At 47.4% G+C, this 22531-nt stretch carries 22 protein-coding genes, 6 tRNA genes and 1 other RNA gene; 18 read left to right on the top strand and 11 right to left on the bottom strand.

The window, feature by feature from the left end; translation table 11 throughout:
• Positions 1-121 precede the first annotated feature (121 nt).
• Entirely contained in the window at positions 122-1585 is a 1464-nt protein-coding gene (locus VF685_RS08590; RefSeq protein ID WP_286384962.1) for a VWA domain-containing protein, read from the bottom strand.
• On the bottom strand, positions 1573-3075 hold the full coding sequence (locus VF685_RS08585) for an AAA family ATPase (RefSeq protein ID WP_286384963.1): 1503 nt from the start codon (positions 3073-3075) through the stop codon (positions 1573-1575). Before VF685_RS08585 ends, VF685_RS08590 begins: the two co-directional genes overlap by 13 nt.
• A 154-nt stretch (positions 3076-3229) precedes the next feature.
• On the opposite strand from VF685_RS08585, the gene VF685_RS08580 reads away from it, so the two are divergent.
• The 3 genes from VF685_RS08580 to VF685_RS08570 all read left to right on the top strand — a co-directional run bounded on the left by VF685_RS08580 (position 3230) and on the right by VF685_RS08570 (position 6256).
• Positions 3230-3730 (top strand): hypothetical protein, encoded by a 501-nt coding sequence (locus VF685_RS08580; protein ID WP_087662150.1) that lies wholly within the window; start codon positions 3230-3232, stop codon positions 3728-3730.
• Positions 3731-4104: 374 nt separating this feature from the next.
• Positions 4105-5730, top strand: coding sequence for an NAD+ synthase (locus tag VF685_RS08575; RefSeq protein WP_005176221.1), 1626 nt, complete (start codon positions 4105-4107; stop codon positions 5728-5730).
• A gap of 253 nt (positions 5731-5983) precedes the next feature.
• The gene (locus VF685_RS08570) at positions 5984-6256 is read left to right on the top strand and encodes a hypothetical protein (RefSeq protein ID WP_016659913.1); all 273 of its coding nucleotides are present in this window, start codon (positions 5984-5986) and stop codon (positions 6254-6256) included.
• A 115-nt stretch (positions 6257-6371) separates the two neighbouring features.
• Here the strand turns inward: VF685_RS08570 and VF685_RS08565 are convergent.
• Positions 6372-6448 (bottom strand) — tRNA-Met (locus VF685_RS08565).
• A 186-nt stretch (positions 6449-6634) separates the two neighbouring features.
• Here VF685_RS08565 and VF685_RS08560 point away from each other — a divergent pair.
• Positions 6635-7048 carry a hypothetical protein gene (locus tag VF685_RS08560; RefSeq protein WP_225876425.1) on the top strand — a complete coding sequence of 138 codons (414 nt, stop codon included), beginning with the start codon at positions 6635-6637 and terminating at the stop codon, positions 7046-7048.
• Positions 7049-7088: 40 nt separating this feature from the next.
• On the opposite strand, the gene VF685_RS08555 is transcribed toward VF685_RS08560, so the two are convergent.
• The 4 genes from VF685_RS08555 to coaD form a co-directional block, all read right to left on the bottom strand.
• Positions 7089-7165, bottom strand: a tRNA-Met gene (locus VF685_RS08555).
• A 73-nt stretch (positions 7166-7238) separates the two neighbouring features.
• An RNA gene (gene rnpB, locus VF685_RS08550) (RNase P RNA component class A) lies at positions 7239-7617 on the bottom strand.
• A 27-nt stretch (positions 7618-7644) separates the two neighbouring features.
• The gene (locus VF685_RS08545; protein WP_034597403.1) at positions 7645-7908 is read right to left on the bottom strand and encodes a YfhL family 4Fe-4S dicluster ferredoxin; all 264 of its coding nucleotides are present in this window, start codon (positions 7906-7908) and stop codon (positions 7645-7647) included.
• Position 7909: 1 nt separating this feature from the next.
• Positions 7910-8401, bottom strand: coding sequence for a pantetheine-phosphate adenylyltransferase (gene coaD, locus VF685_RS08540; protein ID WP_005176208.1), 492 nt, complete (start codon positions 8399-8401; stop codon positions 7910-7912).
• Between the two features lie 181 nt (positions 8402-8582).
• Between coaD and smpB the strand changes: the two genes are divergently transcribed.
• The gene (gene smpB, locus VF685_RS08535) at positions 8583-9059 is read left to right on the top strand and encodes an SsrA-binding protein SmpB (RefSeq protein ID WP_005176206.1); all 477 of its coding nucleotides are present in this window, start codon (positions 8583-8585) and stop codon (positions 9057-9059) included.
• A gap of 80 nt (positions 9060-9139) precedes the next feature.
• On the opposite strand, the gene VF685_RS08530 is transcribed toward smpB, so the two are convergent.
• The 3 genes from VF685_RS08530 to rluD form a co-directional block, all read right to left on the bottom strand.
• Positions 9140-9703: a flavodoxin family protein gene (locus tag VF685_RS08530; protein WP_104500249.1), complete on the bottom strand. Its 564-nt coding sequence runs from the start codon at positions 9701-9703 to the stop codon at positions 9140-9142.
• A 33-nt stretch (positions 9704-9736) separates the two neighbouring features.
• Positions 9737-10486, bottom strand: coding sequence for a peptidoglycan editing factor PgeF (gene pgeF / locus VF685_RS08525; RefSeq protein WP_163146056.1), 750 nt, complete (start codon positions 10484-10486; stop codon positions 9737-9739).
• 64 nt (positions 10487-10550) lie between these two features.
• Positions 10551-11603 carry a 23S rRNA pseudouridine(1911/1915/1917) synthase RluD gene (rluD, locus tag VF685_RS08520; RefSeq protein ID WP_104470400.1) on the bottom strand — a complete coding sequence of 351 codons (1053 nt, stop codon included), beginning with the start codon at positions 11601-11603 and terminating at the stop codon, positions 10551-10553.
• A 71-nt stretch (positions 11604-11674) separates the two neighbouring features.
• Here rluD and VF685_RS08515 point away from each other — a divergent pair, with 71 nt between their 5' ends.
• Both VF685_RS08515 and VF685_RS08510 read left to right on the top strand, forming a co-directional pair.
• Positions 11675-12658, top strand: a complete 984-nt coding sequence (locus VF685_RS08515; protein WP_286384965.1) for an outer membrane protein assembly factor BamD — start codon at positions 11675-11677, stop codon at positions 12656-12658.
• A 460-nt stretch (positions 12659-13118) separates the two neighbouring features.
• Positions 13119-15017, top strand: a complete 1899-nt coding sequence (locus VF685_RS08510; protein ID WP_104488032.1) for a DNA primase — start codon at positions 13119-13121, stop codon at positions 15015-15017.
• A gap of 35 nt (positions 15018-15052) precedes the next feature.
• On the opposite strand, the gene hemA is transcribed toward VF685_RS08510, so the two are convergent.
• Positions 15053-16336: a glutamyl-tRNA reductase gene (gene hemA / locus VF685_RS08505; protein ID WP_016659909.1), complete on the bottom strand. Its 1284-nt coding sequence runs from the start codon at positions 16334-16336 to the stop codon at positions 15053-15055.
• Positions 16337-16414: 78 nt separating this feature from the next.
• On the opposite strand from hemA, the gene VF685_RS08500 reads away from it, so the two are divergent.
• The 11 genes from VF685_RS08500 to panD all read left to right on the top strand — a co-directional run bounded on the left by VF685_RS08500 (position 16415) and on the right by panD (position 22493).
• On the top strand, positions 16415-18127 hold the full coding sequence (locus VF685_RS08500) for a tetratricopeptide repeat protein (RefSeq protein ID WP_035363052.1): 1713 nt from the start codon (positions 16415-16417) through the stop codon (positions 18125-18127).
• A gap of 5 nt (positions 18128-18132) precedes the next feature.
• Positions 18133-18711: a lipoprotein insertase outer membrane protein LolB gene (gene lolB, locus VF685_RS08495; RefSeq protein WP_016659907.1), complete on the top strand. Its 579-nt coding sequence runs from the start codon at positions 18133-18135 to the stop codon at positions 18709-18711.
• A 12-nt stretch (positions 18712-18723) separates the two neighbouring features.
• Entirely contained in the window at positions 18724-19554 is an 831-nt protein-coding gene (gene ispE, locus VF685_RS08490) for a 4-(cytidine 5'-diphospho)-2-C-methyl-D-erythritol kinase (protein ID WP_005176175.1), read from the top strand.
• Positions 19553-19627 (top strand) — tRNA-Gln (locus tag VF685_RS08485). Before ispE ends, VF685_RS08485 begins: the two co-directional genes overlap by 2 nt.
• 26 nt (positions 19628-19653) lie before the next feature.
• A tRNA-Gln gene (locus VF685_RS08480) sits at positions 19654-19728 on the top strand.
• Positions 19729-19747: 19 nt separating this feature from the next.
• Positions 19748-19822: transfer RNA gene (locus VF685_RS08475), tRNA-Gln, on the top strand.
• A gap of 91 nt (positions 19823-19913) precedes the next feature.
• Positions 19914-19988: transfer RNA gene (locus VF685_RS08470), tRNA-Gln, on the top strand.
• A gap of 36 nt (positions 19989-20024) precedes the next feature.
• Positions 20025-20978 carry a ribose-phosphate pyrophosphokinase gene (locus tag VF685_RS08465; protein ID WP_286384966.1) on the top strand — a complete coding sequence of 318 codons (954 nt, stop codon included), beginning with the start codon at positions 20025-20027 and terminating at the stop codon, positions 20976-20978.
• Between the two features lie 99 nt (positions 20979-21077).
• On the top strand, positions 21078-21374 hold the full coding sequence (gene rplY / locus VF685_RS08460) for a 50S ribosomal protein L25 (RefSeq protein WP_005176167.1): 297 nt from the start codon (positions 21078-21080) through the stop codon (positions 21372-21374).
• 19 nt (positions 21375-21393) lie between these two features.
• Positions 21394-21978, top strand: coding sequence for an aminoacyl-tRNA hydrolase (gene pth, locus VF685_RS08455; protein ID WP_016659905.1), 585 nt, complete (start codon positions 21394-21396; stop codon positions 21976-21978).
• A gap of 134 nt (positions 21979-22112) precedes the next feature.
• Positions 22113-22493, top strand: coding sequence for an aspartate 1-decarboxylase (panD, locus tag VF685_RS08450; protein ID WP_005176160.1), 381 nt, complete (start codon positions 22113-22115; stop codon positions 22491-22493).
• Positions 22494-22531: the final 38 nt, after the last annotated feature.

Here is a 22531-nt window from a genome sequence, read left to right as displayed (position 1 = left end):
TTGAAACCAGTTGCCAAAATCGTCATAAAATTGGCAAATCGTGACTTTAAAAAATATTGTCTGACAATTTGCTCACACTTTTTTCCGCAGAGCTCATTTCCTTGTCAATTGGGGTCAGCGCCTATTTGGACACTCTGTCACTGCGGTTACTGGGCAGATAACGCACTTTGCGTTCTTTGGACTGATAAATCCACTGATGATCGAACAGGCCCTGATTCAGATGTTCAAAACGGAAGTTACCAATCGCTACCGCATAAAAACCGGTGCCCTGCTGTTTCTGCTGCTCGACTTGGGCCATCAGTTCTGTCGGTAACTGCCCCATGATGAAATCGGACACCACCAGCACATCGGCATTGTGAAAATTTGGCTGGGCCAGCATCGACAGGGCATGTTCGATGGCGGGAATAACATCGGTGCCGCCATGAAAAGACTGGCTAAGAAAGTGAATCAGATCATCCAGCGAATAGCCTTCGAGTAAATTCAGGCTGGTCAGCTGGGTCGAGAAGTTAATTAAATACATCGGACGTTTGGCTTTCATGGCCTGAATCGCCAGATACAAACTCATGGCTTTGGCAATCAGCTCCGGCTGGCCGTGCATGGAACCGCTGGTGTCCAGACACAAAATCATCGGGCCTTTTTGCCCCAGACGCTTATGCCGTGCTGTTTGATCCTGAATTACCCGACTGCTGTGCTGACCTTGCAGGTTAAAGCTCATCAGGTTGGATTCCAGATATTTCAGGTCAAATAAAAGCGCCAGATCGGGATCGGCCAGTAAGGCCAGCTCGCTCGGCAGCGCCAGATTCAAATCCTGCGCCAGCTGAATACCGGTAATTTCTTCATGCCAGTGCTGCTCCAGCAATTCCAGCTCCTGCTCTGGCCGATGCTGCTGCACGGCCTGGCGCGGATAATGTGCAGGCTGGGCAGAACCGATTTTCTGACACAAGGCTTGCAGCTCACGATCCTCCTGCAAATAGCTGGCCCATTGCTCAAACTGCTGGATATCCTGTGGTTGTAACTGGCCTCTGGAATAGTCAATAAAAATACCGGTTTCGATGCCGGTGGCATCTTTGTATTTGGCCAGTCGCTGCATCTGGCTGAGAAAATCGCGAATCTCATCCAGAAAAGCATCCCGCTGCAAGGCCAGCTGCTCAAATTCCCAATGAGCAATGGCTTCGGTCAGTTTACGTTGCCATTTTTCTGTTAATAACTGTGCCTGTAGCTCGCGCTGTCCGGCAGAGAAAGTAGCGCTTTGAGTCCAAAACGGGCTTAAATCAGGCAGCCCCAGCTGAGCCTGAAAATCCTGATATTGCACCTGCATCTGCTGAAACTCGGCGCTATTGATGGAGGGCTGCGCCAGCCAGTGTTCCAGTTGCTGCTGCACTTCCCTATAAGGATGCTGCCGATCGAGACTGGATTTGGCCTGATAGGCCCAGGCCCGGACTTTATCATCCAGATGCTGACTGACTTTCTGATCATCCAGCCAGTGTTTTAAGGAGGAGTCGGCTAGTTCCTGATACAGCTGTCCGGTCAACTGCTCTAACGCTGTATGCTGACGCTGATGCTGCTGCAGGTCTAGCCTTGACATAGCTGTTCCAGCCGCGCGCAGTCTTGCAGTTGCAGCTGATAGCGCTGTAACTGCTGCTGCACATGCTGTTGTAACTGGGCACTGTCGGCGGCGGCAACAAAGACTGAAGCAAAATGTGCTGACTGGGCATCAAAACGCTGCTGTAACAGGGCTAAATCTTCGCTCAGTGCATTTTGTAGCTGGGCAAGCTCTCCCCGCAACTGCTGCACCAACTTTTCATCAATGACACGGCGTGCGCTGCCTTTCGGGTATTTAATATACGGTGTGACCACTTCTTCCAGCCCATAATAGCCGCCTTTTAAGGTACAGACCCGGCCGCCATTAAAGTTACACACGATGCCGCGAATTTCCTCACCGGAAGCATCCACAGCAAAGAAATCCTGTTTGCTGTCCATTTTATTTAATAACAGATACAGCACTTTATCCTGATAATGATGATCCAGGTGAGTCACTGCTCTTAAGTATTCCTTGTCCTGAATCAGATAGCTTTCATAGACATCATCGGTATAGTAAAAGGCGTTCAGCATCTGCTGTTCCAGCTCGTCTTTGCGCTGAATTAGTGACTCCAATTGCAAATCGGCGTGCAAGCCAATCTCCAGAATGGCCTGATCAATCAGCTTGTGCATCTCCCGAATATCTTCCAGCTGATTCCACAGGCAGGATTTCAGAAGATACAGATCACTGACCAAGACCTGCGGCCGGCCATTTAAAAATGCCGCAGCTTTGAGCAGATAGGCTACACGTTGCCAGCGCCGGTCCGAAATATAGACCGACAAGCCATCGACATGCTGCTGTAAATACTGGCGAATCAGATCAATCACCTGTAATACCAAAGCCGGTAGCTCAATTTCATGAATCTGTTCGCGCCATTCGGCCAGCTCGGCCTGGGTAATTTTAAGCGGTTCATCCATCTGCAAATGAGCACTGCCCGGTTTGGCTTGTAGCAGCTGATGAAAATTGCCGGCCTGCTGAATGGGTTCGACCACCAGACGCAAAATAAAACGGTCATACAGCGCATCCAGTCCCTGATTCGGTTCAGGAATTTCATTGGATGCACCAATCAGCACACTTAAGGGCACCTGCTGCAGCTGCTCGCCATTTTTAAAGACTTTTTCATTCACCAAAGTCAGCAAGGTATTTAAAATGGCCGGGCTGGCCTTCCAGATTTCATCCAGAAAAGCAAAATCGGCACAGGGCAGATAATGCTCGGTTTTACGGATATAGTGATCTTCTTTTAGGGCTTTAATTGACACAGGGCCAAAAATTTCTTCGGGTGTACTAAAGCGGTTCATCAAATATTCAAAATAGGCATCGACCTCAAAAGCGGCTGCAACCCGTCTGGAAATCAGGCTTTTGGCCGTGCCCGGCAAGCCGTATAAAAAGGTATGACTGCCAGCCACAGCAGCCAGCAAGGTTTGTGCGATCACCTGTTCACGTTCATACATCTGCTGGGACATTTGCGAAATAAGTGTATGAATACGTGCTTTCATCGAATACCTGAACCTGCGCGAAAAACTGCATTGTAACGGTTTGCGGAAATGAAGAAAAACCGGCAAGCCACCGCAGATGAAATTTTTGCTACATATCTGCCTGCCAGTTTTGTTATAACTGGGAAAATTGAATGACCCGACCTGATCTTTCACCATGCTGTTATTGAAACTGTTACCGCTGCTACTGCGCCTGCTTAAACTGGAGCAGTTTCGCTGCCGGGCTTTAACCCCGGGCGAAATTGCGTTATGCCAGCGCGTGTTCGGGCAGCTGATTGATTACAGCCGGGTCAGCATCATGAATCATCCTTATTTGCCCTGGCAACCGGCGCATATTCTGATGGCGCCGCAAGGTTATATTCATGTGCGTGATCCGCTGTACCGGGAAGATTATAGCCAGGCACCGCTTGCCTTTCAGGCGGTGCTGATTCATGAAATGACACATATTTACCAGCATCAGCAGCAGATTAATGTGCTGCTGAAAGGTGCGCTGCTGCAAACCGCTTTTTATCTGTCTGCCGGGCAGTATAATCCCTACCGTTACCAGCTGATTCCCGGTAAGCCGTTTTTTGCCTACAACATTGAACAGCAAGGCGATATTGCCCGCGATATTTTTTTAAACAAGATTGACAATATTATTCTGCATCCACCGGCCTAAACTGCGCTGCAATAGCGTTTTCATGTTGCAAGCTGCCGGTTTTTTGTGCCATCAGGCCTGATTCACCGAACCCATGCTTTTGTTACTCAAGCTTACTAAATAAAGCATTATGCGCCTTCTCTCACGGCGCGAATTGCCGCTACTATGCAATTATCCTGAATATGCTCTAGCATCTGAATTAATTTAAGATAAAATAAACCCGTCTGATTTTTTGCATTGCAAAATAAGATTTTATCAAGTCGTATGCGTATTACTTTTTATACTTGAGCCAGTCGGCAGTACTTTTTAGTATCAGAATGCACCGCTGCCCGATCACCATAATTACAAGCGGCAGCCCGTGTATTCAAAACCCTATAGGAATAGGACGTAAATTAATGAAATCTTTTAAAATTGCCCTTGCACAGTTCTCTCCATACATTGGCAATCTCGAAGCAAATGCGCAAAAAATGCTTGAACAAGCAAATGAAGCGAAAAAACAACAGGCTGACCTGATCATTTTCCCAGAGCTTTCTCTGATTGGTTATCCAGCAGAAGATTTGCTGTTACGCCCAAGCCTCAAAAAACGCACGCAAAAGGCCTTTGAACAGCTCAGCCAGATTAAAGACATCGTCGTGGTATTTGGTTTTGTCAATGAAACTGAAGATGGCCAGCGTTATAACTCGGCTGCGGTAATGAAAGATGGCCAGATTCTGGGTATTTATAACAAGCAGAATTTACCGAACTACGGCGTGTTTGATGAAAAACGTTATTTTAACGAAGGTCATCAACATCTGGTCTTTGAATACTTGGGGCATAAATTTGGCGTACTGATTTGTGAAGATGTCTGGTCTTTAGCCACTGTACAGCAACTGGCCCAGCTGAATGTAGAAACCGTGCTGGTGCTGAATTCATCGCCATACGAAGTTGGTAAACCACAGCACCGTATTGATACCATGACTGCGCTGGCCAAACAGCTGAATCTGAACCTGGCCTATGTCAATCAGGTTGGTGGTCAGGATGATCTGATCTTTGATGGCACCAGCTTCCTGATCAGCAAAGACGGTGAACTGGCTTTACGTGCGCCAACCTATCAGGAAGGCCTGTTTGTGGTGGAGTATGAAGCCGAACAGCAGCGCTATAAAACGGGCGAACAGGCGGCAGCCCTCGACACCATGGCTGAAATTTATCAGGGTCTGGTGCTGGCAACACGTGACTATGTACAACGTTCAGGTTTCCCAGGCGTGATTCTGGGTTTATCTGGCGGGATTGACTCTGCACTAACCTTGGCCATTGCGGTTGATGCCCTGGGTGCAGACAAAGTACAAGCGGTGATGATGCCGTATACCTATACCGCGCAAATTAGTGTAGAAGATGCTGCACAGCAAGCCAAAACCATGGGTGTGACCTTTGGCATTGCCGAAATTCACTCGATTGTGAACAGCTTTATGCAAACCCTGTATCCATTCTTTGGCAATAGCCCGGTTGATACCACCGAAGAAAACCTGCAGGCCCGTGCCCGCGGTACGTTGCTAATGGGCTTATCCAATAAATTTGGCAACCTGGTCCTGTCGACTGGTAACAAATCTGAACTGTCAGTCGGTTACTGCACCCTGTATGGCGATATGGTTGGTGGTTATGCAGTTCTCAAAGATGTCTACAAAACCATCGTGTTTGAACTGGCCAAATACCGGAACAGTATAAGCGAACAGCCGGTGATTCCGGAGCGTGTAATTAGCCGTCCGCCATCAGCTGAACTGAGCCCGGACCAGAAAGATCAGGACTCTTTGCCACCGTATGATGTGCTAGATGCGATCCTGTATGCCTATATTGAAGAAGACCTGAGCCAGGACGATATTATTGCCAAAGGCTTTGATCAGGCTGTGGTTGAAAAAGTGGTGCGTCTGGTTGACCGCAATGAATACAAACGCCGTCAGGGCGCAATTGGTCCGCGCATTACATCACGTTCTTTTAGCCGTGAACGCCGTTATCCATTAGTCAATGGCTGGAAACCGGGCCTATAAGCTCCTGATCTGATCCATCCTAAAAACCTCAAGCCAGTCTTGGGGTTTTTTATTGTCTGCTGGAATGAGGCTACTTAGAATACGCATCTTCCCCTGCCATCTAAACCGATCCTATATTTTGGAGTTCTACGTCATTCAAAAAAACCAATATCAATGAATCGTCTAGGTTGACTAAAAACAGATAGACAACGGTCTATGTTTAACCCTATGTTCAAGATATGCATGAGCTAAAATTGGATGCAATGGATTTCATATGACACTAAGAAATACCCTGCAGACTTTAGAACAGATTTATCATTATTTAACTGAACGTCCGCATTTTCATCGCTATAGCCAGTATGAGCGCCTGAACGCGTTTTTCGCCGAAATCCATGATACAGGCAGTATCGAGTTTGAAGCTGGGCAGTCTTATCTGTTTAAAGGTATATTTAATGGCAAGCCTAAAGTGATTGATGGTTCTAAAGCGCCGGCCCTTGCGCATAAACAGGAATTCTTAAGCTGGGTACAGCAACAGCTGAATTCCTAAGCCAGCATTTTATTCATCGCTGGTATCTAAATTGCGCGGAGAGTTTGCACAACATTTTTTGGACTTTTTGAACAGACAAAAAAAGAGACCAAGCTGAGAGCTTGGTCTTTTAAAATGGTGGCTATGACGGGACTTGAACCTGTGACCCCCGCATTATGAGTGCGGTGCTCTAACCAACTGAGCTACATAGCCGTAAACTGTGTGCGTATTATCTAAAGTTCGGACTTTATCGTCAAGATATTTATCTACTCAAATGAACACTGTTTAAGCAAAACATGACGTTTTTATTAATTTTTAACCGGATTTGCAATTTTTTACTTGGGTCAAACCCTTTCGCTGACTATGATGAAACTTTCCAAGATCAATCATTTGAACACAATGCAGTTAAAAATATGGATCAGTAGTCTGCTAGTTGCGACATTATCGGGCTGTCAGCTGGTTGCCCCACTCATGGTGGACTATAACGGGGTACGCCGCGATGTCGCAGAATTTATTAATGGTCATCTCTGGTTCACCATTCCGCAAAAACGCATTCTGGTCGAGTATGCCAAAGGCCAGCAGAAGATTTTAACCGCAGATCGCCTAAGTCCTGAAGCACAACAGGCGCTTGCACAGGAACGCTATGAAGGCCGTTATTGTGCTGCACAAAAAATTACCGTGTCCAAACTGGATCAGGTCGATGAGAAAATTTTTGTCTATGCCGACCAGCAGCAACGCTGGCAACAGATTCAACAGCTACAGCAGACGCTGAAGCTGGATGTGCAGCAGCTCAACTGCGAGCACAGATTTTAAAGACAAAAAAAAGATCACATAAGGATGTGATCTTTAAAAATGGTGGCTATGACGAGACTTGAACTTGTGACCCCCGCATTATGAGTGCGGTGCTCTAACCAACTGAGCTACATAGCCGTAAACTGTGCGCGCATTATCTGCTGTAATGTTTATAACGTCAAGCCCTTCTACAGGCTAATTGTACAAAATTTGGTGAAGTGAACCGATAAGCCGGGTTCTGTCGAGAACGATCATTCCTCTAGGCGTACAATCACTCATACGCTCAAGCGACCTACCCGAATCCAGTACGGGCCGTACCTCAGGATTCCTATTTGGTCTTGCTTCTGGTGGGGTTTACCATGCCATGAACTGTTACCAGTCATGCGGTGCGCTCTTACCGCACCCTTTCACCCTTACCTTCGATTTCTTCCGAAAAAGAAACCTGAATGAAGGCGGTCTACTCTCTGCTGCACTTTCCGTCGGCTCACGCCGCCCAGGCGTTACCTGGCACCCTGCCCTATGAAGCCCGGACTTTCCTCCCCTGCTTTAGTCACGGAGACCTCCACAGCAGCGATCGTCTGGTTCACTTCGAGGGCGCATCTTAACAAATAAATGCACTAATTGCTCGTGCTTTTTTGATCAATCAGTTTTTGATACTTTTCCAGCAATTGTTCCTGGGTTTCGACATGATGGGGATCATGCGGAATACAGTCCACCGGACAGAATAACTGACACTGCGGTTTATCATGATGCCCGACACATTCGGTACACAGCGCCGGGTTGATTTCATAAATCAGCTCGCCCATGAAAATAGCCTCATTCGGGCACACAGGTTCACAGACATCGCAGTTAATGCATTCATCGGTAATATATAAAGACACGCTACCAACCTTGTTGATGTTTGCGTTCAAAGGCTTCGACCACGGTTTGCGGTACAAACTTGGTCACATCGCCTTTTAAACGCGCAATTTCACGCACCAGCGTGGATGAAATAAACGAATATTGCTCTGACGGCGTTAAAAATACCGCTTCAAAATTGGTATCCAGCTGACGGTTCATATTGGCCAGCTGAAACTCGTATTCAAAGTCAGACACTGCACGTAAACCACGCAGTACCGCCGTGGCCTGCTGTTCGCGGAAGAAATTCACCAGCAGGCCATCAAAGCCGACAAATTCCACATTGGGTAAATGGCTGAGTGAGGTTTTGGCCAGTTCTACCCGCTCATCTAGAGTAAACACCGGATTTTTATGATGACCAATGGCAATTGCGACCACCACTTCATCAAACATTCTGGCCGCCCGTGTTACTAAATCGATATGACCATTGGTGATTGGATCAAAGGTCCCCGGATAAATCACGCGAGTTTTAGACATCCATTTTTACTCTAGTTGGTTTTGTAGAGCCATATTTTAGCAAAAACTTGATTTATTGGTGAATAAACTCGGCCAATTTCACAAAAATCCTGCGATAGTGCTGCAATTCAGCGCTGATTTTGGAATTGTCAGCATGCCTGTGTTTGGGGCACAATAGGCCTAACGTTGGAAGTGACTCATTATGGCGAAAGCAACTGTAGTTAAAAAAAATACCAGTGGCACGATTGCACAGAACAAACGTGCACGCCACGATTATTTTATTGAAGAAAAATTTGAAGCCGGACTGTCCCTGCAAGGCTGGGAAGTCAAGTCTTTGCGTGCCGGTCGTATGAGCCTGACCGAAAGCTATATCACCTTTAAAAATGGTGAAGCCTTCTTATTTGGCGCCCAAATTCAACCTTTACTGTCGGCTTCGACCCATGTGGTGCCTGAAGCGACCCGTACCCGCAAGCTGTTACTGAACCGCAAAGAAATTGCCAAACTGCTCGGTGCGGTGAACCAGAAAGGTTATTCCTGTGTGCCGCTGGTCTGTTACTGGAAAGGTCCGCTGGCCAAACTGGAAATTGCCCTGGTGAAAGGGAAACAGCTGCATGATAAACGTGCCACTGAAAAAGACCGTGACTGGCAGCGTGATAAAGCCCGTTTAATGCATAAATAAGCACGTTTGAACACAAGTACTTGATGTAAAAATGCCTCCAACATGGGAGGCATTTTTTATTTCATCATTGGAAAGCAAACTTATTTCTGTTTTAAGCCCACCAGATAAGCGCCAAACTTCACCGCTGTTTCCAGGTCACCTTCTGGCGGGGTAACGTCAACGCTGGCATTGTCAGACTGGGTCATTAAGCCCAGAAAGCTCGACATCCGGTTAATATCATGCGGACTACGGCCTGTTGGCATAAACGGCAAGCCCGACCATAACATGCCATGCTGCATGGCAAATAAATTGATCTGCTGTAACACCGCCAGCTTGTCACCGCTTAAACCGCCGCCATTGGTAAAGCCAGCAGCAATTTTGCCCTGCCAGCTTCGCGCCAGCCAGCGTTTTGAAGATTGTTCCATAAACTGTTTCAGTGCCGAAGTCAGACTGCCCATATAGGTTGGACAGCCCATGACCAGAATATCGCTCTGATCCAGCACATCCCAATCGACCTCGCTCACTGCCATTAAATGTACTTCAGCTCCGGCTTTTTCGGCGCCCTGCACAATATGCTGTGCCACCTTGGCGGTATGGCCATAGGGACTATGATACACAACACAGACTTTTACTTGCGACACAGATGTTTGATCAGTAACAGACATGGAAACTTTAAAAACCCAATAATTCAGTCAAGTTTAGCATTGATCAGCGATAAAAACGAATGTTGCCATGCGTCCGGTTTTGGCCTGACGACGATAAGAATAATACTCCTCGGCCTGCCGATAGGTACACTGATCACCACCTAAAATGGTGGTTACCCCCTGCTCGGTCAGGATATAGCGGGCAATCGCATATAAATCGGCATAGAATTTTCCGGCCTGTTTCCCTGCCTGAAAGGCGCTGCTTAATGCGGGATATTTCTCACAAAATACCTGCTTTACTTCGGCCCCTACCTCAAAACACGGCTGGCTAATGGCCGCGCCTAACCAGGCCCAGGTCGGTGGGTGCTGCATGGCGGCAATGGTATTTTCAACAATACCATGGGCTAAACCTTTCCAGCCGGCATGTAAATTGGCCACTTCCGTGCCCGCCTGATTGCCCAGCACAATGGGCAGGCAGTCGGCGGTCATCATCATTAAGGCATGGCCTTTGCGCTGCGTGACCAGCCCATCGCCTTCCGGTGCATTAAAATGCAGCTCATCATTTATCACATGACACAAGGTGCTGTGAGTCTGGTTCATCCAGCTGATTTTATTAACACCGTATTCGGCCAACTGTTCCAGTAATAGCATACGATGCTGCTGCACCCGTTCCGCTGCATCCTGCACATGCAAGGCCAGGTTAAAACCGGCCAGTTCCGGCACTTGCGCTGGGAAGGCCTGCTGATGCTGAATCCGCGTTTGCGCCACATAAACCTGTGCCGGTAATCCCTGAATAAATTGCATCTCAGCTCCTGTGTTCACTTAAAAGCGGCGTTGAGATCATACTTTCTCAACGCCGCAGAACGGTTTAATAGGCAGCGTTTTCGCTACGCAACACATCCACCAGCTGGCTGAAATCTTCCGGCCACGGCGCTTCAAACATCATGTCCTGTTTGGTACGTGGATGCACCAGCCCCAGTTTGGCCGCGTGCAGTGCCTGACGTTTAAAACCGCGCAAGGTTTCATTCAGCAGCTCGGAGGCTCCAGCCGGCACACGCACACGTGGCATATACACCGGATCGCCAATCAGACCATGACCAATATAGCTGAAATGAACCCGGATCTGATGGGTACGGCCGGTTTCCAGACGCGCCTGAACCCGGGTGAAATGCTGGAAACGCTCTTTCACGTTATAATGCGTCACGGCATCTTTCCCGCCCGGAAGCACTGTCATTTTGACACGGTCGACCGGATGGCGCTTGATCGGTTCATCAATGGTGCCGCCGGCAATGATATTGCCATATACCACCACGTCATAAATCCGGTACACCGACTTGTTGGCCAGCTGCTTGCTCAGGTCAAACTGCGCTTCCAGATTTTTCGCCACCACCAGCAAACCGCTGGTGTCTTTATCAATACGATGTACCAGCCCGGCACGTGACAATTCTGCCGATTTTGGATAATGGAACAGCAAGGCATTGACCAGTGTGCCGGTAATATTGCCCGCACCAGGATGCACCACCATACCAACCGGTTTATTAATCACTAAAATATCATCATCTTCATAGACAATATCGAGAGGGATGTTTTCAGGCTGACTGTTGGTCTGTGCTTCAAGTTCAACATTTAAACTTAACAGTTCATTGCCTTCGCACTTGTACTTTGGTTTGACAGTGTTACCATTCACCAACAAATGGCCATCTTTTAGCCACTGCTTCAGTTTTTCACGTGAAAAATCACTCCAGATGAGAGCTGCAACCTGGTCGATACGTTGCCCCAGATAGCTTTCATCCAGTTGAAATTGCAACGATAAACGTGTTGCAGTTGGGTCTGAAGTATGATTATCTGCATCCTCAGAATCATCAAGTAAATTGAAGTCAGTTTCAGGGATGTTGGAATTGGAAGATTGTGCTTGAGACATTTGATCATTCAGACAAAAGTGGTTTAATAGCGCAATTGTAGCTCATTGCCCGTAATAACAGAGGAATTTTTATGTCGCTACCACGTTATAAAATTACCATGCTAGCTCTTTCACTTGGCGTTGCATCTGCAATCGTGGGCTGTAGCAGTAATCCAAAAAAAGAAGTGGTCGATACAGGTCCGCAATCTAGCGAACAAGTTTATATTCAAAAAGCAGAACGAGCACTGGAACGCGGGCAATATACCGATGCTATCCAGCATCTTGAAGCATTAGAAACCTATTATCCTACCGGTGAATATGCCCAGCAGGCACAACTTGAGCTGCTGTATGCAAAATTCCAGCAAAAAGATTATGAAGGTGCAGTCGCACTGGCCGACCGTTTTATCCGGATGAACCCGCAGCATCCAAATGTTGACTATGCCTACTATGTGCGCGGCGTGGCCAATATGGAACAGAACTATGATGGTTTAATCCGTTATACCTCGTTAAAACAGGCGCATCGTGATGTCAGCTATTTAAAAGTGGCTTATCAGAACTTTGTCGATTTCATTCGCCGTTATCCATCAAGCACCTATGCTGTGGATGCTGCACAACGTATGCAGTTTATCGGGCAAGAGCTGGCAGAAGCGGAAATGAATGCGGCACGTTTTAATATTAAACGTAAGGCCTGGGTCGCCGCGGTGGAACGTTCACTCTGGGTAATCGAACATTATCCGCAAACCCCACAGATTCCGGAAGCAATTGCCACCGCAGCCTATGGTTATACCCAACTGGGTGACCGTGCCACTGCACAACAGTATATTGACCTGTTAAAACTGAACTATCCAAATCTGGTTAAAGCCGATGGCTCTGTAAACCTGCGTGCTGCACGGAATGAAGGTAGCTGGCTAAACCGTGCGACTTTGGGTATTTTTGGTCGTGAAGCACAGGCCACCACCGAACAGCAGCAAAAACTGGCCAACCAGCAGGAAGAACCACGTAGCTGGACCAACCGTTTAAGTTTTGGTTTGCTGGACCGTCCTGAAAAACAGGAAAACAGTGAAGCAGCCGAGTAAACATAATTAACATCCATGACTGTCTTAAATTTGATTTAAACATTCCATTGGATACGCAGATGTGGCAGGGATGCCACACGTTCCCCATCACAACAAGGATGTTGTGTATGGGGAACAAAGACTTTTGCCTACTTTGGGTCTTTCCAAAGTAGGAAGTTCTCCATACAAAGCCCTTAACAGGCCGAATGAAAATAGAGGCCCGACACACTTAAAATAAAATTTTTTTCTTCCCTTTATTGTCTTAATACAAGTACAGCTTTGAAAAATAGCGAGTAAGGATAGAGCTTTTAACCTGCTTTTCAATTTTGCAAAATATAAAGCATACGTTACTATACTTGCCCTTTTATCTTGGCCACTTGCCTGAACACGCAAAACCGGATAGAAAGGAAACAATACACTGTAATCTCTATACCCTGTCGATCTGTTCGACCTACCGCTTAACCGACCCGATAAAAACAGTATGGCTATTCCTCAACACACGATTGATCAGATTCTGGATCGGACCGACATTGTCGATCTGATTGGTCAGCGCGTGAAACTGAAAAAAACCGGGCGGACCTATTCGGGCTGTTGTCCATTTCATCAGGAAAAAACCCCGTCTTTCCACGTTTATCGCGACAAACAGTATTATCACTGCTTTGGCTGTCAGGCCAACGGCAATGCAATTCGCTTTTTAATGGATATCGACAGCCGTAACTTTGTCGATGTCATGAAAGATCTGGCCAGTCAGACCGGTATCGAGCTGCCAAAAGACAATCAGGACAGCAAAAAACTGGTCTATAAACGCGAGGCCAAAAAACCGGCGCCACCGGCCAAAACTGCACCCGCGCCAGCAACACCCACACCGACCGAAACTGATCAAGTCCCTGCTGCACATTTTGATCCTTTTGAGCAGTTCCAGCCAGCAGATGATCCCTTTGCCGGTTTTGAACAATATCCGGATTTTGATCAGGAGCCGATACAGGAAGGCAACCTGTTTGATCTGCTGGAAAATGTGGCGCAGTTTTATGAACAGCAGTTACCGCACAGCCAGTCGGCACAGCAATATTTTCGCCAGCGCGGTTTAAGCGCACAGACCATCCAGTTCTGGCGTTTGGGCTATGCACCGGAAGACTGGCAGCATCTGGAAAAAGCCTTTCCACAAGATATTGAAGGTTTAAAACTGCTGGGGCTAATTCGTACCAGCGATTCCGGCCGTGATTTTGACCTGCTACGTGACCGGGTGATTTTCCCGATCCGCGATCACAAAGGGCGTGTGGTCGGTTTTGGTGGCCGTGCGCTCAATGATGAAATCAAGCCGAAATATATCAACTCGCCCGATTCGGAAGTCTTCCATAAAAACCAGCTGCTGTATGGCCTATACGAAGGCCGCAAGCAGAAAGCCCAGGACTGGCTGATGGTGGAAGGCTATATGGATGTGATTGCGCTGCAGCAATATGGCATTTATGGCGCCGTGGCAACACTGGGGACTGCCAGTAATACCGAACACCTGAATATTCTGTTTAAGCAGAACTCACGCATTACCATTGCCTTTGATGGTGATGCCGCAGGTCAGAAAGCAGCACGACGTACGCTGGAAATTGCCCTGCCCCTGCTGAATGATGGCCGTGAACTGAAGTTTTTTGTGCTGCCGGATGATCATGACCCAGACTCGCTGATCCGCCGTGAAGGCATTGAAAATTTCCGCCGCCTGCTCGATCAGGCGCCGCTACTGTCTGATTTTGTGTTTGCGCATTTAAGTCAAAACCATGATATCAGCAAACCGGAAGGCAAAAGTCAGGTGATGGGCGAGTTAAAACAGCTGACTGAACTGTTACCGAAAACCGGCTCTTACCGTTATCTGCTGCAACAGTTTTTCCGGGAAAAACTCGGCTTTAACCGCAAATGGCAGCCACATACCAATAATGATGCCTCACTCAGCTTTAGCACCAAGGTTGATGCCGAAGAATATGTGGTGGCGATTCTGATCAACCATCCGTATTTATATATTCATTTTGAACCGTTACGCGCACTGATTCCGGCCGATCAGTTACTGGCCAAAATCCTGCAAATCTTTAACGGAATTTTTGATGAATTACCGGATGACCCAGAACTGGCCAAATACTATGTGCTAGGCGCCTGTGCGGCTTATCACTACGAATTACAGCGCATTTTACAGCAGGCCAATGTCGGCGATTACACCACTTCGCCGGAGAAAGCCGATAAGCTGGCCGAAGATTTTTCCATTAAACTGCAATACCATTTCTTGCAGCAGAAAATCCGCTCGAAGAAATTTAGCAGTATTGAAGAAATGCGTAATCTGAAACATCAGATTTATCAGATTGATAAAAAACGTTCTCTGACCTTACTGGAAGAATAAGCGGCATTAAAACAATGCTAAACCATCACAATGGCTTAGCGTTTAGATTTACGCCGCTTGGCACTGACCTGCTGCAGTTCGCTTTGCAGCATTTCAAAGTATTCCGGATCTTCGGCTTTGGCCGCCTGACGCAGCACAATCGAGGTGGGATGCAGCAATTTCTGGGTCAAACGGTAAGAAAATTCCTGTAGCACCTGTGCCGCATTTTCACCTTTGGCAATTCGCGCCATCGCCAGTTGCAGTTCTTCCTGACGTAACGTTTCACCCTGCTCACGATAAGCCTGAATGGTACTGCCGGCACTTTTGACCTTTTGCTGGGTTACCAGTTCGGTCGCCAACTGATTCACCATCACCTCGGCTTCTACCGCGGCCTGACGACGCTGTGCCAGATTCTCATCAATCACGCTTTGCAGGTCATCGACACCGTATAAATACACACCATCTAGTGATTCGACTTTCGGGTCGATATCACGCGGAACAGCCAGATCGACCAGCAACATCTGCTGGTAACGACGCTTTTTCAGCGCGGCTTTGACTTCTTTATAGCCAATCACCTGATGCAGGCTGCCGGTACAGCTGGAGATCACATCGGCGCGATGCAAATGTTCTGCCAGCTGTTCAAATTCAATAATTTCAACTTCTACCCGATGGGCAATTTCCTGGGCCAGATTTTCAGCACGGGCACGGGTGCGGTTGCAGATCATGACCTTGGCCACGCCCATTTCCGCCAGATGCTTGGCCACCAGACTGTTCATTTCACCTGCCGCCACCACCAGCACGGTCAGCTTGTCCGGATGGCTAAACACCTGTAGCGCCAACTGTGCTACTGCATAGCCCATGGACACCGCATGACTGCCGACTGCCGTTTCAGAACGCACCCGTTTGGCCGCATAAAAGGCGTATTCAAAAATATGGTTTAAATCTTGCGAAACCGTGTGGGCATCTTTGGCCAAAGATAAGGCCGATTTGACCTGCCCCAGAATTTGCGGTTCACCGAGCATTAGGGAATCGAGGCCGCTGGCAACGCGCATTAAGTGGGTGACAGCCTGCGCATTTTCATAGCGATAAACGTGATTTTGTAGTTGTTTGACATCCAGACCATTTACCTGGGCGAGCCAGCCCAGCACCGTGTCTGCATGGTCAGACATGGCGTACACTTCAGTTCGGTTACATGTAGAAACCACCACCATGTCATTTAACAGGTGGCTCTGGCTTTGTTCGGCAAGTAATTGAGTTAACTTTTCAGGGTTAAAAGCAATTTGCTCACGCAATTCTACAGAGGCGGTTTGATGGTTGACACCCAATGCAAAGAAAGACATATCAGATCATCATTTCGCTAAATTTATGCTATTGTGCAATAACGGTGTCATAAAAAGCATTACTTGGATCAAGAAAAATTGCGTCAAACAACCAGCCGGCTTAGCGGCGCGACAATTAAGCAATATTCTACCACAATCTTACTCGTGGGTAGCATGGCTTCTAGTGCTCATATTAGAGCATCTGGAGATTTTTTCCATGCACCTACAAATCTGAATGCCATAAAACAAAGCATGGTGGCGGAATTTGCCCTCGCCTCGAATGACGTGGCCACCGCCTTACATAACTATACTGTACTGGCAATTAAAAGTAATTCAACCAGTATTAAACAGCGCGCACTGAATATTGCACTGGAACACAATGACTTAAATGCAGCTTTGGACATTGCCACCCACTGGGTGATTCAGGAACCGGAAGATGTTCCAGCCCTGTTTTATCTGGCGCATATTGCCCTGAAAGCGCATGAATATGACCTGGCCGCTGAAACTCTGGACAAGATTCTGGCCATTGATGCCACCGCCGATTTAGAACAGATTCTGGCCGGTATTGCCCCGGAGTCGCCAGAAGATCGTGAGTTTCTGATTCAGGCACTACGCACCAGCAAAGAAAAAGATAATCCCTCAATTCTGATTCTGATTGCCGGTTTAAAAGCCCAGAACGGCCAGTTAGAAGAAGCGCTGGAAACGGTCAACCGGGTGCTGCGCAAACGTCCGAAAGTGACCGGTTATATCCTGCTCAAAGCCAGCCTGCTAAGTGCGCTGCAAGACTCGAAAGCTGCCCAGGAATGGTATGCCAAATCCAGCCGCAAACATAAAAACAATCTGGAAGTACGTCTGGCTGAAGCCAAATATCTGTTAAAAACCAATCAGCCGGAATTGGCCCTGACCAAACTGGAAGCGATGCTGGAAAAATGGCCAAAGGAAGATGAAGCCCTGTTTCTGGCTGGTCTGACCAGTATTGACTTGAAGCAGTATGAAAAGGCCGAGAAATATCTGGTCGAGTTGCGTTATTCCAACCAGTATCAAAATGAAGCCTATTACTATCTGGCGGTCAATGCCGAGCGTAAACAGCATTTTGAAACCGCCAAAGCCTATTACCGTCTGGTCGATGGCAGCCTGTATACCGTTTCGCGGCGCAGCATGATCAATATTTATAGCCAGCAAAGCCGCCAGCATGAAGCCTTACGCTTTTTGACCCAGGAACGGGTCAATTATCCGCAGCACGCCAGTTTTTTATATCAGGCTCAGGCGGAAATTCTAAAGCGCATGAACAACAAGACTGCCGCCTTAAGACTGCTGGATGAAGCCATCCGCAATTTACCCGATGATCCGGAACTGCTGTATTCAGAAGTGTTGCTGCTAGACCCTTATCAGGACAAAGACAAACTGGATCGTTTACTGAAAAAGCTGTTACAGGTCGAGCCGAACAGTCCGACTTATTTAAATGCCTATGCCTATACCCTGGCGCTGCAAAACCGCCGGCTGGATGAAGCACGCCAGTATGTGGAACAGGCACTGGAATTCGCCCCGGAACAGGCCTCAATTCTGGATACTTTAGGCCTGATCAGCTATCTGCAAAATGATTTTGACACCTCTGCCCAGGTGCTGGAAAAGGCTTTTGCCTTAAGTGCAACAGTCAAAATTGGGGTCCGTTATGCCAAGGCGCTGTATATGCAGGGTAATTTGACAAAATTTAGTCAAGTTTTACAACAACTCCAACAAAAATATCCAAATGATCCGCAATTAGAACAGCTTCATTCGTTATTGTTACCGCAACACAGCCCTCAGAGTTAATACGCATGCAACTTATTTCCAAACTCAGTCTTAGTCTTGTCACGGTCAGCACCCTGGTGCTGGGTGGTTGTCAGCAGTTCACCCAACCGCAAACACCCGCAAGCCCAATGGTTGAGGCAGAAAATCAGTTTCATCTGCAAGGAAAAATCGGGGTACGCACACCACAGCAGTCAGGCAGCGCCTTTTTTAACTGGCTGCAACAGCAGGAACAGTTTGATATTGAACTAAGCGGCATTTTAGGCGTCGGTAAAACACAGATTTCCGGCCAGCCGGGACAAGTCACACTGAATAGCGCCAAAACCGGCACTATTCAGGCAGCAACAGCCGAAGAACTGCTGCAGCGGGCCACCGGATGGCAAGCGCCAATCAGTCATATCATTGACTGGGTGCAGGCACGTCCGGCCACTACACAGGCCAAAGTCGCTTACGATAGCCAGCGTCGTCCAACCCAGTTTCTAGAAGATGGCTGGACCGTTGATTTAAGCTATAACGAACAGGCGCGTTTGCCAAACCGTTTAATTTTAAAGCAAACATTTGAATCCGGTCAGGAGAACCGTATTACAATGGTGATCCAAAACCGTTAATTTTGTGCTGTCATGATTCGTGTTCCCTCACCTGCCAAACTGAACCTGTTTTTGCATATTACTGGCCGCCGTGAAAATGGCTATCATGAACTGCAAAGCATTTTCCAGCTGATCGATCTCTACGACTGGCTTGAATTTGAGCCATTGGATACAGCCGAGATTCAGATCGACGGTTTAAATTCAGTCGATCTGGAACAGAACCTGATTTATCGGGCGGCGCAGATCTTAAAACCTTTTGCCCAAGCGCCGACCGGTTTAAAAATCCGGCTGGACAAACAGATTCCTATGGGTGCCGGACTTGGTGGTGGCTCATCCAATGCCGCCACCACCCTCATTGTGCTGAACCAACTGTGGCAATGTGGACTCAATTCTGAGCAGCTGGCCGATTTAGGGGTGCAACTGGGCGCCGATGTGCCGATTTTTGTCCATGGCCGCAATGCCTGGGCAGAAGGTATTGGTGAACACTTAACATTCATAGACTTAGAACAAAAACAGTACATAGTGCTAAAACCTGACTGTTTTATCAGCACTCAACTGCTTTTTTCACAAAAAACGTTGACAAGAGATACGAAGCCATCTAAATTTTGCGCCTATCAGTTGAAGCCATCTGATTTCGGAAACAACTTTGAGCCACTGGCCAGAGCCTTATATCCTGAAGTCGATGAAGCCATGCAATATCTGGATCAGTTCGGAGTTGCCAAGCTTACAGGTACAGGTGCCTGTGTTTTTATTGAAGTGACTTCAGAAATGAAGATTGATGAGATTCTGGCTCAGGCACCATGTAAAGCTTACCTGGTCCACAGTTTAGCCGAATCACCATTAATTCATTTCAAAGTTGAATAGGGGTATCGCCAAGTGGTAAGGCAGCGGGTTTTGATCCCGCCATCCGTTGGTTCGAATCCAGCTACCCCTGCCATTTTTCACCTGTAGATGTACTGTATTAGGGGTATCGCCAAGTGGTAAGGCAGCGGGTTTTGATCCCGCCATCCGTTGGTTCGAATCCAGCTACCCCTGCCATCTTACAGTCATCAAATTTAGGGGTATCGCCAAGTGGTAAGGCAGCGGGTTTTGATCCCGCCATTCGTTGGTTCGAATCCAGCTACCCCTGCCATTTTCTCGAAAAAGACAGAGCATTGGTTTGCTGTTCTGCTGTTAATTTACCTTGACATCGACCAGCAAAAATATTAAAGTTCTGCCGCATTAGGGGTATCGCCAAGTGGTAAGGCAGCGGGTTTTGATCCCGCCATTCGTTGGTTCGAATCCAGCTACCCCTGCCATCTATTTCCATACATTCCAACCGCCAAGGGTGCTTCATGCCCAATCTTGTCGTTTTTAGTGGAACTGCGCATCCACAATTCGCCCAAAAAGTCGTAAGCCATCTTCACATTCCTTTAGGTGCTGCCTCAGTCGGTCAATTTTCTGACGGTGAAATTGCTGTAGAAATTACCGAGAATGTACGTGGTAAAGACGTTTTCATCGTTCAGCCTACTTGTGCCCCAACCAATGATAACCTGATGGAAATCCTGGTGATGGCAGATGCATTGCGTCGTGCAAGTGCTGGCCGTATCACTGCCGTGATTCCTTATTTCGGTTATGCCCGTCAAGATCGTCGTCCTCGTTCAAGCCGTGTGCCAATTACTGCAAAAGTGGTTGCAGATATGTTGACCACTGTCGGTATTGACCGCGTGGTGATGATTGACCTGCACGCTGACCAGATTCAAGGTTTCTTCGATATTCCAGTAGACAACATTTACGGTACGCCAGCGCTGCTTTCTGACTTACGCCAGCAGTCACACGACAACCTGATGGTGGTTTCACCTGACGTGGGTGGTGTCGTACGTGCCCGTGCTGTTGCCAAACAAATGGGGGATATCGACCTTGCGATCATTGATAAACGTCGTCAAAAAGCCAATGAATCACAAGTGATGCATTTGATTGGTGATGTGAAAGATCGTGACTGCGTCATCGTGGATGACATGGTCGATACCGCAGGTACCCTGTGTAAAGCAGCAGATGCACTCAAAACTTTTGGTGCGCGTAAAGTGGTTGCTTATGCTACTCACCCGGTGCTGTCTGGTAAAGCGATTGAGAACTTAAAGAATTCTGTGATTGATGAACTGGTTGTTACTGACACCATTCCATTATCAGAAGAAGCTCAAAACCTTGGCAAGATTCGTCAGGTTTCAGTCGCAAGCATGGTTGCTGAAACAATTCGTCGTATTAACAACGAAGAATCTATTAGCGCAATGTTCGATTCTTATCTATAATAGTGCGCTAAATTTTCAAAAGCCCTGCTTTATGCAGGGCTTTCTATCACCAGATCGGTCGCAGGTCTGGTTTATTTAACCTGAAATAGGATGTCTATCATGGCAAACTTCGTATTAAACGCTCAAGCGCGTGAAGCAGCTAACCAAGGGAAAGGTGCGAGCCGCCGCCTTCGTCACGCTGCTCAAGTTCCAGCTATCATTTATGGTGGCGACGCTGAGCCAGTAGCAGTAACTTTAGAACTTCGTGAGCTTGTAAAAGCTTTAGAAAGCAATGCTTTCTTTGAAGAAGTTGTAGAAATCAAAGTAGGCGACAAAGTTGAAAACGTGAAAATCCAAGCGTTACAACGTCACCCTGCTAAAAACACACCAATGCACGCTGACTTCAAACGCGCATAAGTGTTAATGGTGTAAATTAGTGTCAAATATTTCACTGATTGTTGGTTTGGGCAACCCAGGTGCTGAGTATGCCCAAACCCGCCATAATGCAGGCTTCTGGTTTGTTGAACGCCTTGCAGATCAATATGGCATCTCTTTAAAAGCTGATCCGAAATTCAAAGGCATCAGCGGTCGCGGTAATATTGAAGGTCAGGACGTTCGTCTGCTATTACCAACAACCTTTATGAACCGTTCCGGTCAAAGTGTTGTGCCCTTCGCCAAATTCTATCAAATCGCACCTGAAGCCATGCTGATTGCCCATGATGAACTGGATATGAATCCGGGGATTATTCGCCTGAAAACTGGCGGCGGTCATGGTGGTCATAATGGTTTACGTGACATCGTTCCACACACCGGTCCAAATTTCCACCGTTTACGCATTGGTATTGGTCATCCGGGGTCTAAAGAACGTGTTTCCGGTCATGTGCTCAGCAAAGCCCCAAGCCAGGAACAAGGCTTGATGGACGATGCCCTCAGTCACGCGCTGTCTCGCATGAAATTACTGGTCAATGGCGAGATTCAGCAAGCCATGAACCAGATTAATGCCTATAAACCCAACGAATAACCTAATAATTGTTGAACAATCCTGCTTGCCATCTGGCAAAATTGGGCGCAAAATGCGCTCGTCGGCTGATTCGGTCGCAGTGATTGATTCAACCATAAGATAAAGATCTTAGGTCCACTAAGGAGACGCTAGCCATGCTATCTCGTTTATTAAAATGCAAAATTCACCGTGCTTTCGTGACACATGCGGAACTTCATTATGAAGGTTCATGTGCAATTGATGGCAAACTTATGGATTTAGCTGGCATTCGCGAATACGAAGAAATTCACGTCTGGAACGTGACCAACGGCAAACGCTTTACCACTTATGCGATTCGTGGTGAAGACAATTCAGGCATCATTTCAGTCAATGGTGGCGCAGCACATCAGGCAGATGTCGGCGATATTATCATTATTGCTACTTTCGGTGATTTCACTGAAGTAGAAGCCAATGCGCATAAACCACGTCTGGTATATGCCAACCCGGACAACACCGTGAGCCACACCGCCAACTGTATTCCGGTACAAGTCGCTTAAGACCTAAGATCATCCTACGAAAAAAGCCCGTATATTGA

The sequence above is a fragment of the Acinetobacter sp. Brlt_5 genome, from assembly GCF_051949055.1.
In the GTDB taxonomy this organism is placed as follows: domain Bacteria; phylum Pseudomonadota; class Gammaproteobacteria; order Pseudomonadales; family Moraxellaceae; genus Acinetobacter; species Acinetobacter indicus.
Note: the sequence above shows the minus strand (reverse complement) of the source record. Positions and strands in the feature narration are given on the sequence as shown.

Excerpts from the sequence above, each read along its gene's own strand:
- VF685_RS08590 (WP_286384962.1), bottom strand. The coding sequence starts at position 1,585 with ATGTCAAGGCTAGACCTGCAGCAGCATCAGCGTCAGCATACAGCGTTA.
- VF685_RS08585 (WP_286384963.1), bottom strand. The coding sequence starts at position 3,075 with ATGAAAGCACGTATTCATACACTTATTTCGCAAATGTCCCAGCAGATG.
- VF685_RS08580 (WP_087662150.1), top strand. The coding sequence starts at position 3,230 with ATGCTGTTATTGAAACTGTTACCGCTGCTACTGCGCCTGCTTAAACTG.
- VF685_RS08575 (WP_005176221.1), top strand. The coding sequence starts at position 4,105 with ATGAAATCTTTTAAAATTGCCCTTGCACAGTTCTCTCCATACATTGGC.
- VF685_RS08570 (WP_016659913.1), top strand. The coding sequence starts at position 5,984 with ATGACACTAAGAAATACCCTGCAGACTTTAGAACAGATTTATCATTAT.
- VF685_RS08560 (WP_225876425.1), top strand. The coding sequence starts at position 6,635 with ATGCAGTTAAAAATATGGATCAGTAGTCTGCTAGTTGCGACATTATCG.
- coaD (WP_005176208.1), bottom strand. The coding sequence starts at position 8,401 with ATGTCTAAAACTCGCGTGATTTATCCGGGGACCTTTGATCCAATCACC.
- smpB (WP_005176206.1), top strand. The coding sequence starts at position 8,583 with ATGGCGAAAGCAACTGTAGTTAAAAAAAATACCAGTGGCACGATTGCA.
- VF685_RS08530 (WP_104500249.1), bottom strand. The coding sequence starts at position 9,703 with ATGTCTGTTACTGATCAAACATCTGTGTCGCAAGTAAAAGTCTGTGTT.
- pgeF (WP_163146056.1), bottom strand. The coding sequence starts at position 10,486 with ATGCAATTTATTCAGGGATTACCGGCACAGGTTTATGTGGCGCAAACG.
- rluD (WP_104470400.1), bottom strand. The coding sequence starts at position 11,603 with ATGTCTCAAGCACAATCTTCCAATTCCAACATCCCTGAAACTGACTTC.
- VF685_RS08515 (WP_286384965.1), top strand. The coding sequence starts at position 11,675 with ATGTCGCTACCACGTTATAAAATTACCATGCTAGCTCTTTCACTTGGC.
- VF685_RS08510 (WP_104488032.1), top strand. The coding sequence starts at position 13,119 with ATGGCTATTCCTCAACACACGATTGATCAGATTCTGGATCGGACCGAC.
- hemA (WP_016659909.1), bottom strand. The coding sequence starts at position 16,336 with ATGTCTTTCTTTGCATTGGGTGTCAACCATCAAACCGCCTCTGTAGAA.
- lolB (WP_016659907.1), top strand. The coding sequence starts at position 18,133 with ATGCAACTTATTTCCAAACTCAGTCTTAGTCTTGTCACGGTCAGCACC.
- ispE (WP_005176175.1), top strand. The coding sequence starts at position 18,724 with ATGATTCGTGTTCCCTCACCTGCCAAACTGAACCTGTTTTTGCATATT.
- VF685_RS08465 (WP_286384966.1), top strand. The coding sequence starts at position 20,025 with ATGCCCAATCTTGTCGTTTTTAGTGGAACTGCGCATCCACAATTCGCC.
- rplY (WP_005176167.1), top strand. The coding sequence starts at position 21,078 with ATGGCAAACTTCGTATTAAACGCTCAAGCGCGTGAAGCAGCTAACCAA.
- panD (WP_005176160.1), top strand. The coding sequence starts at position 22,113 with ATGCTATCTCGTTTATTAAAATGCAAAATTCACCGTGCTTTCGTGACA.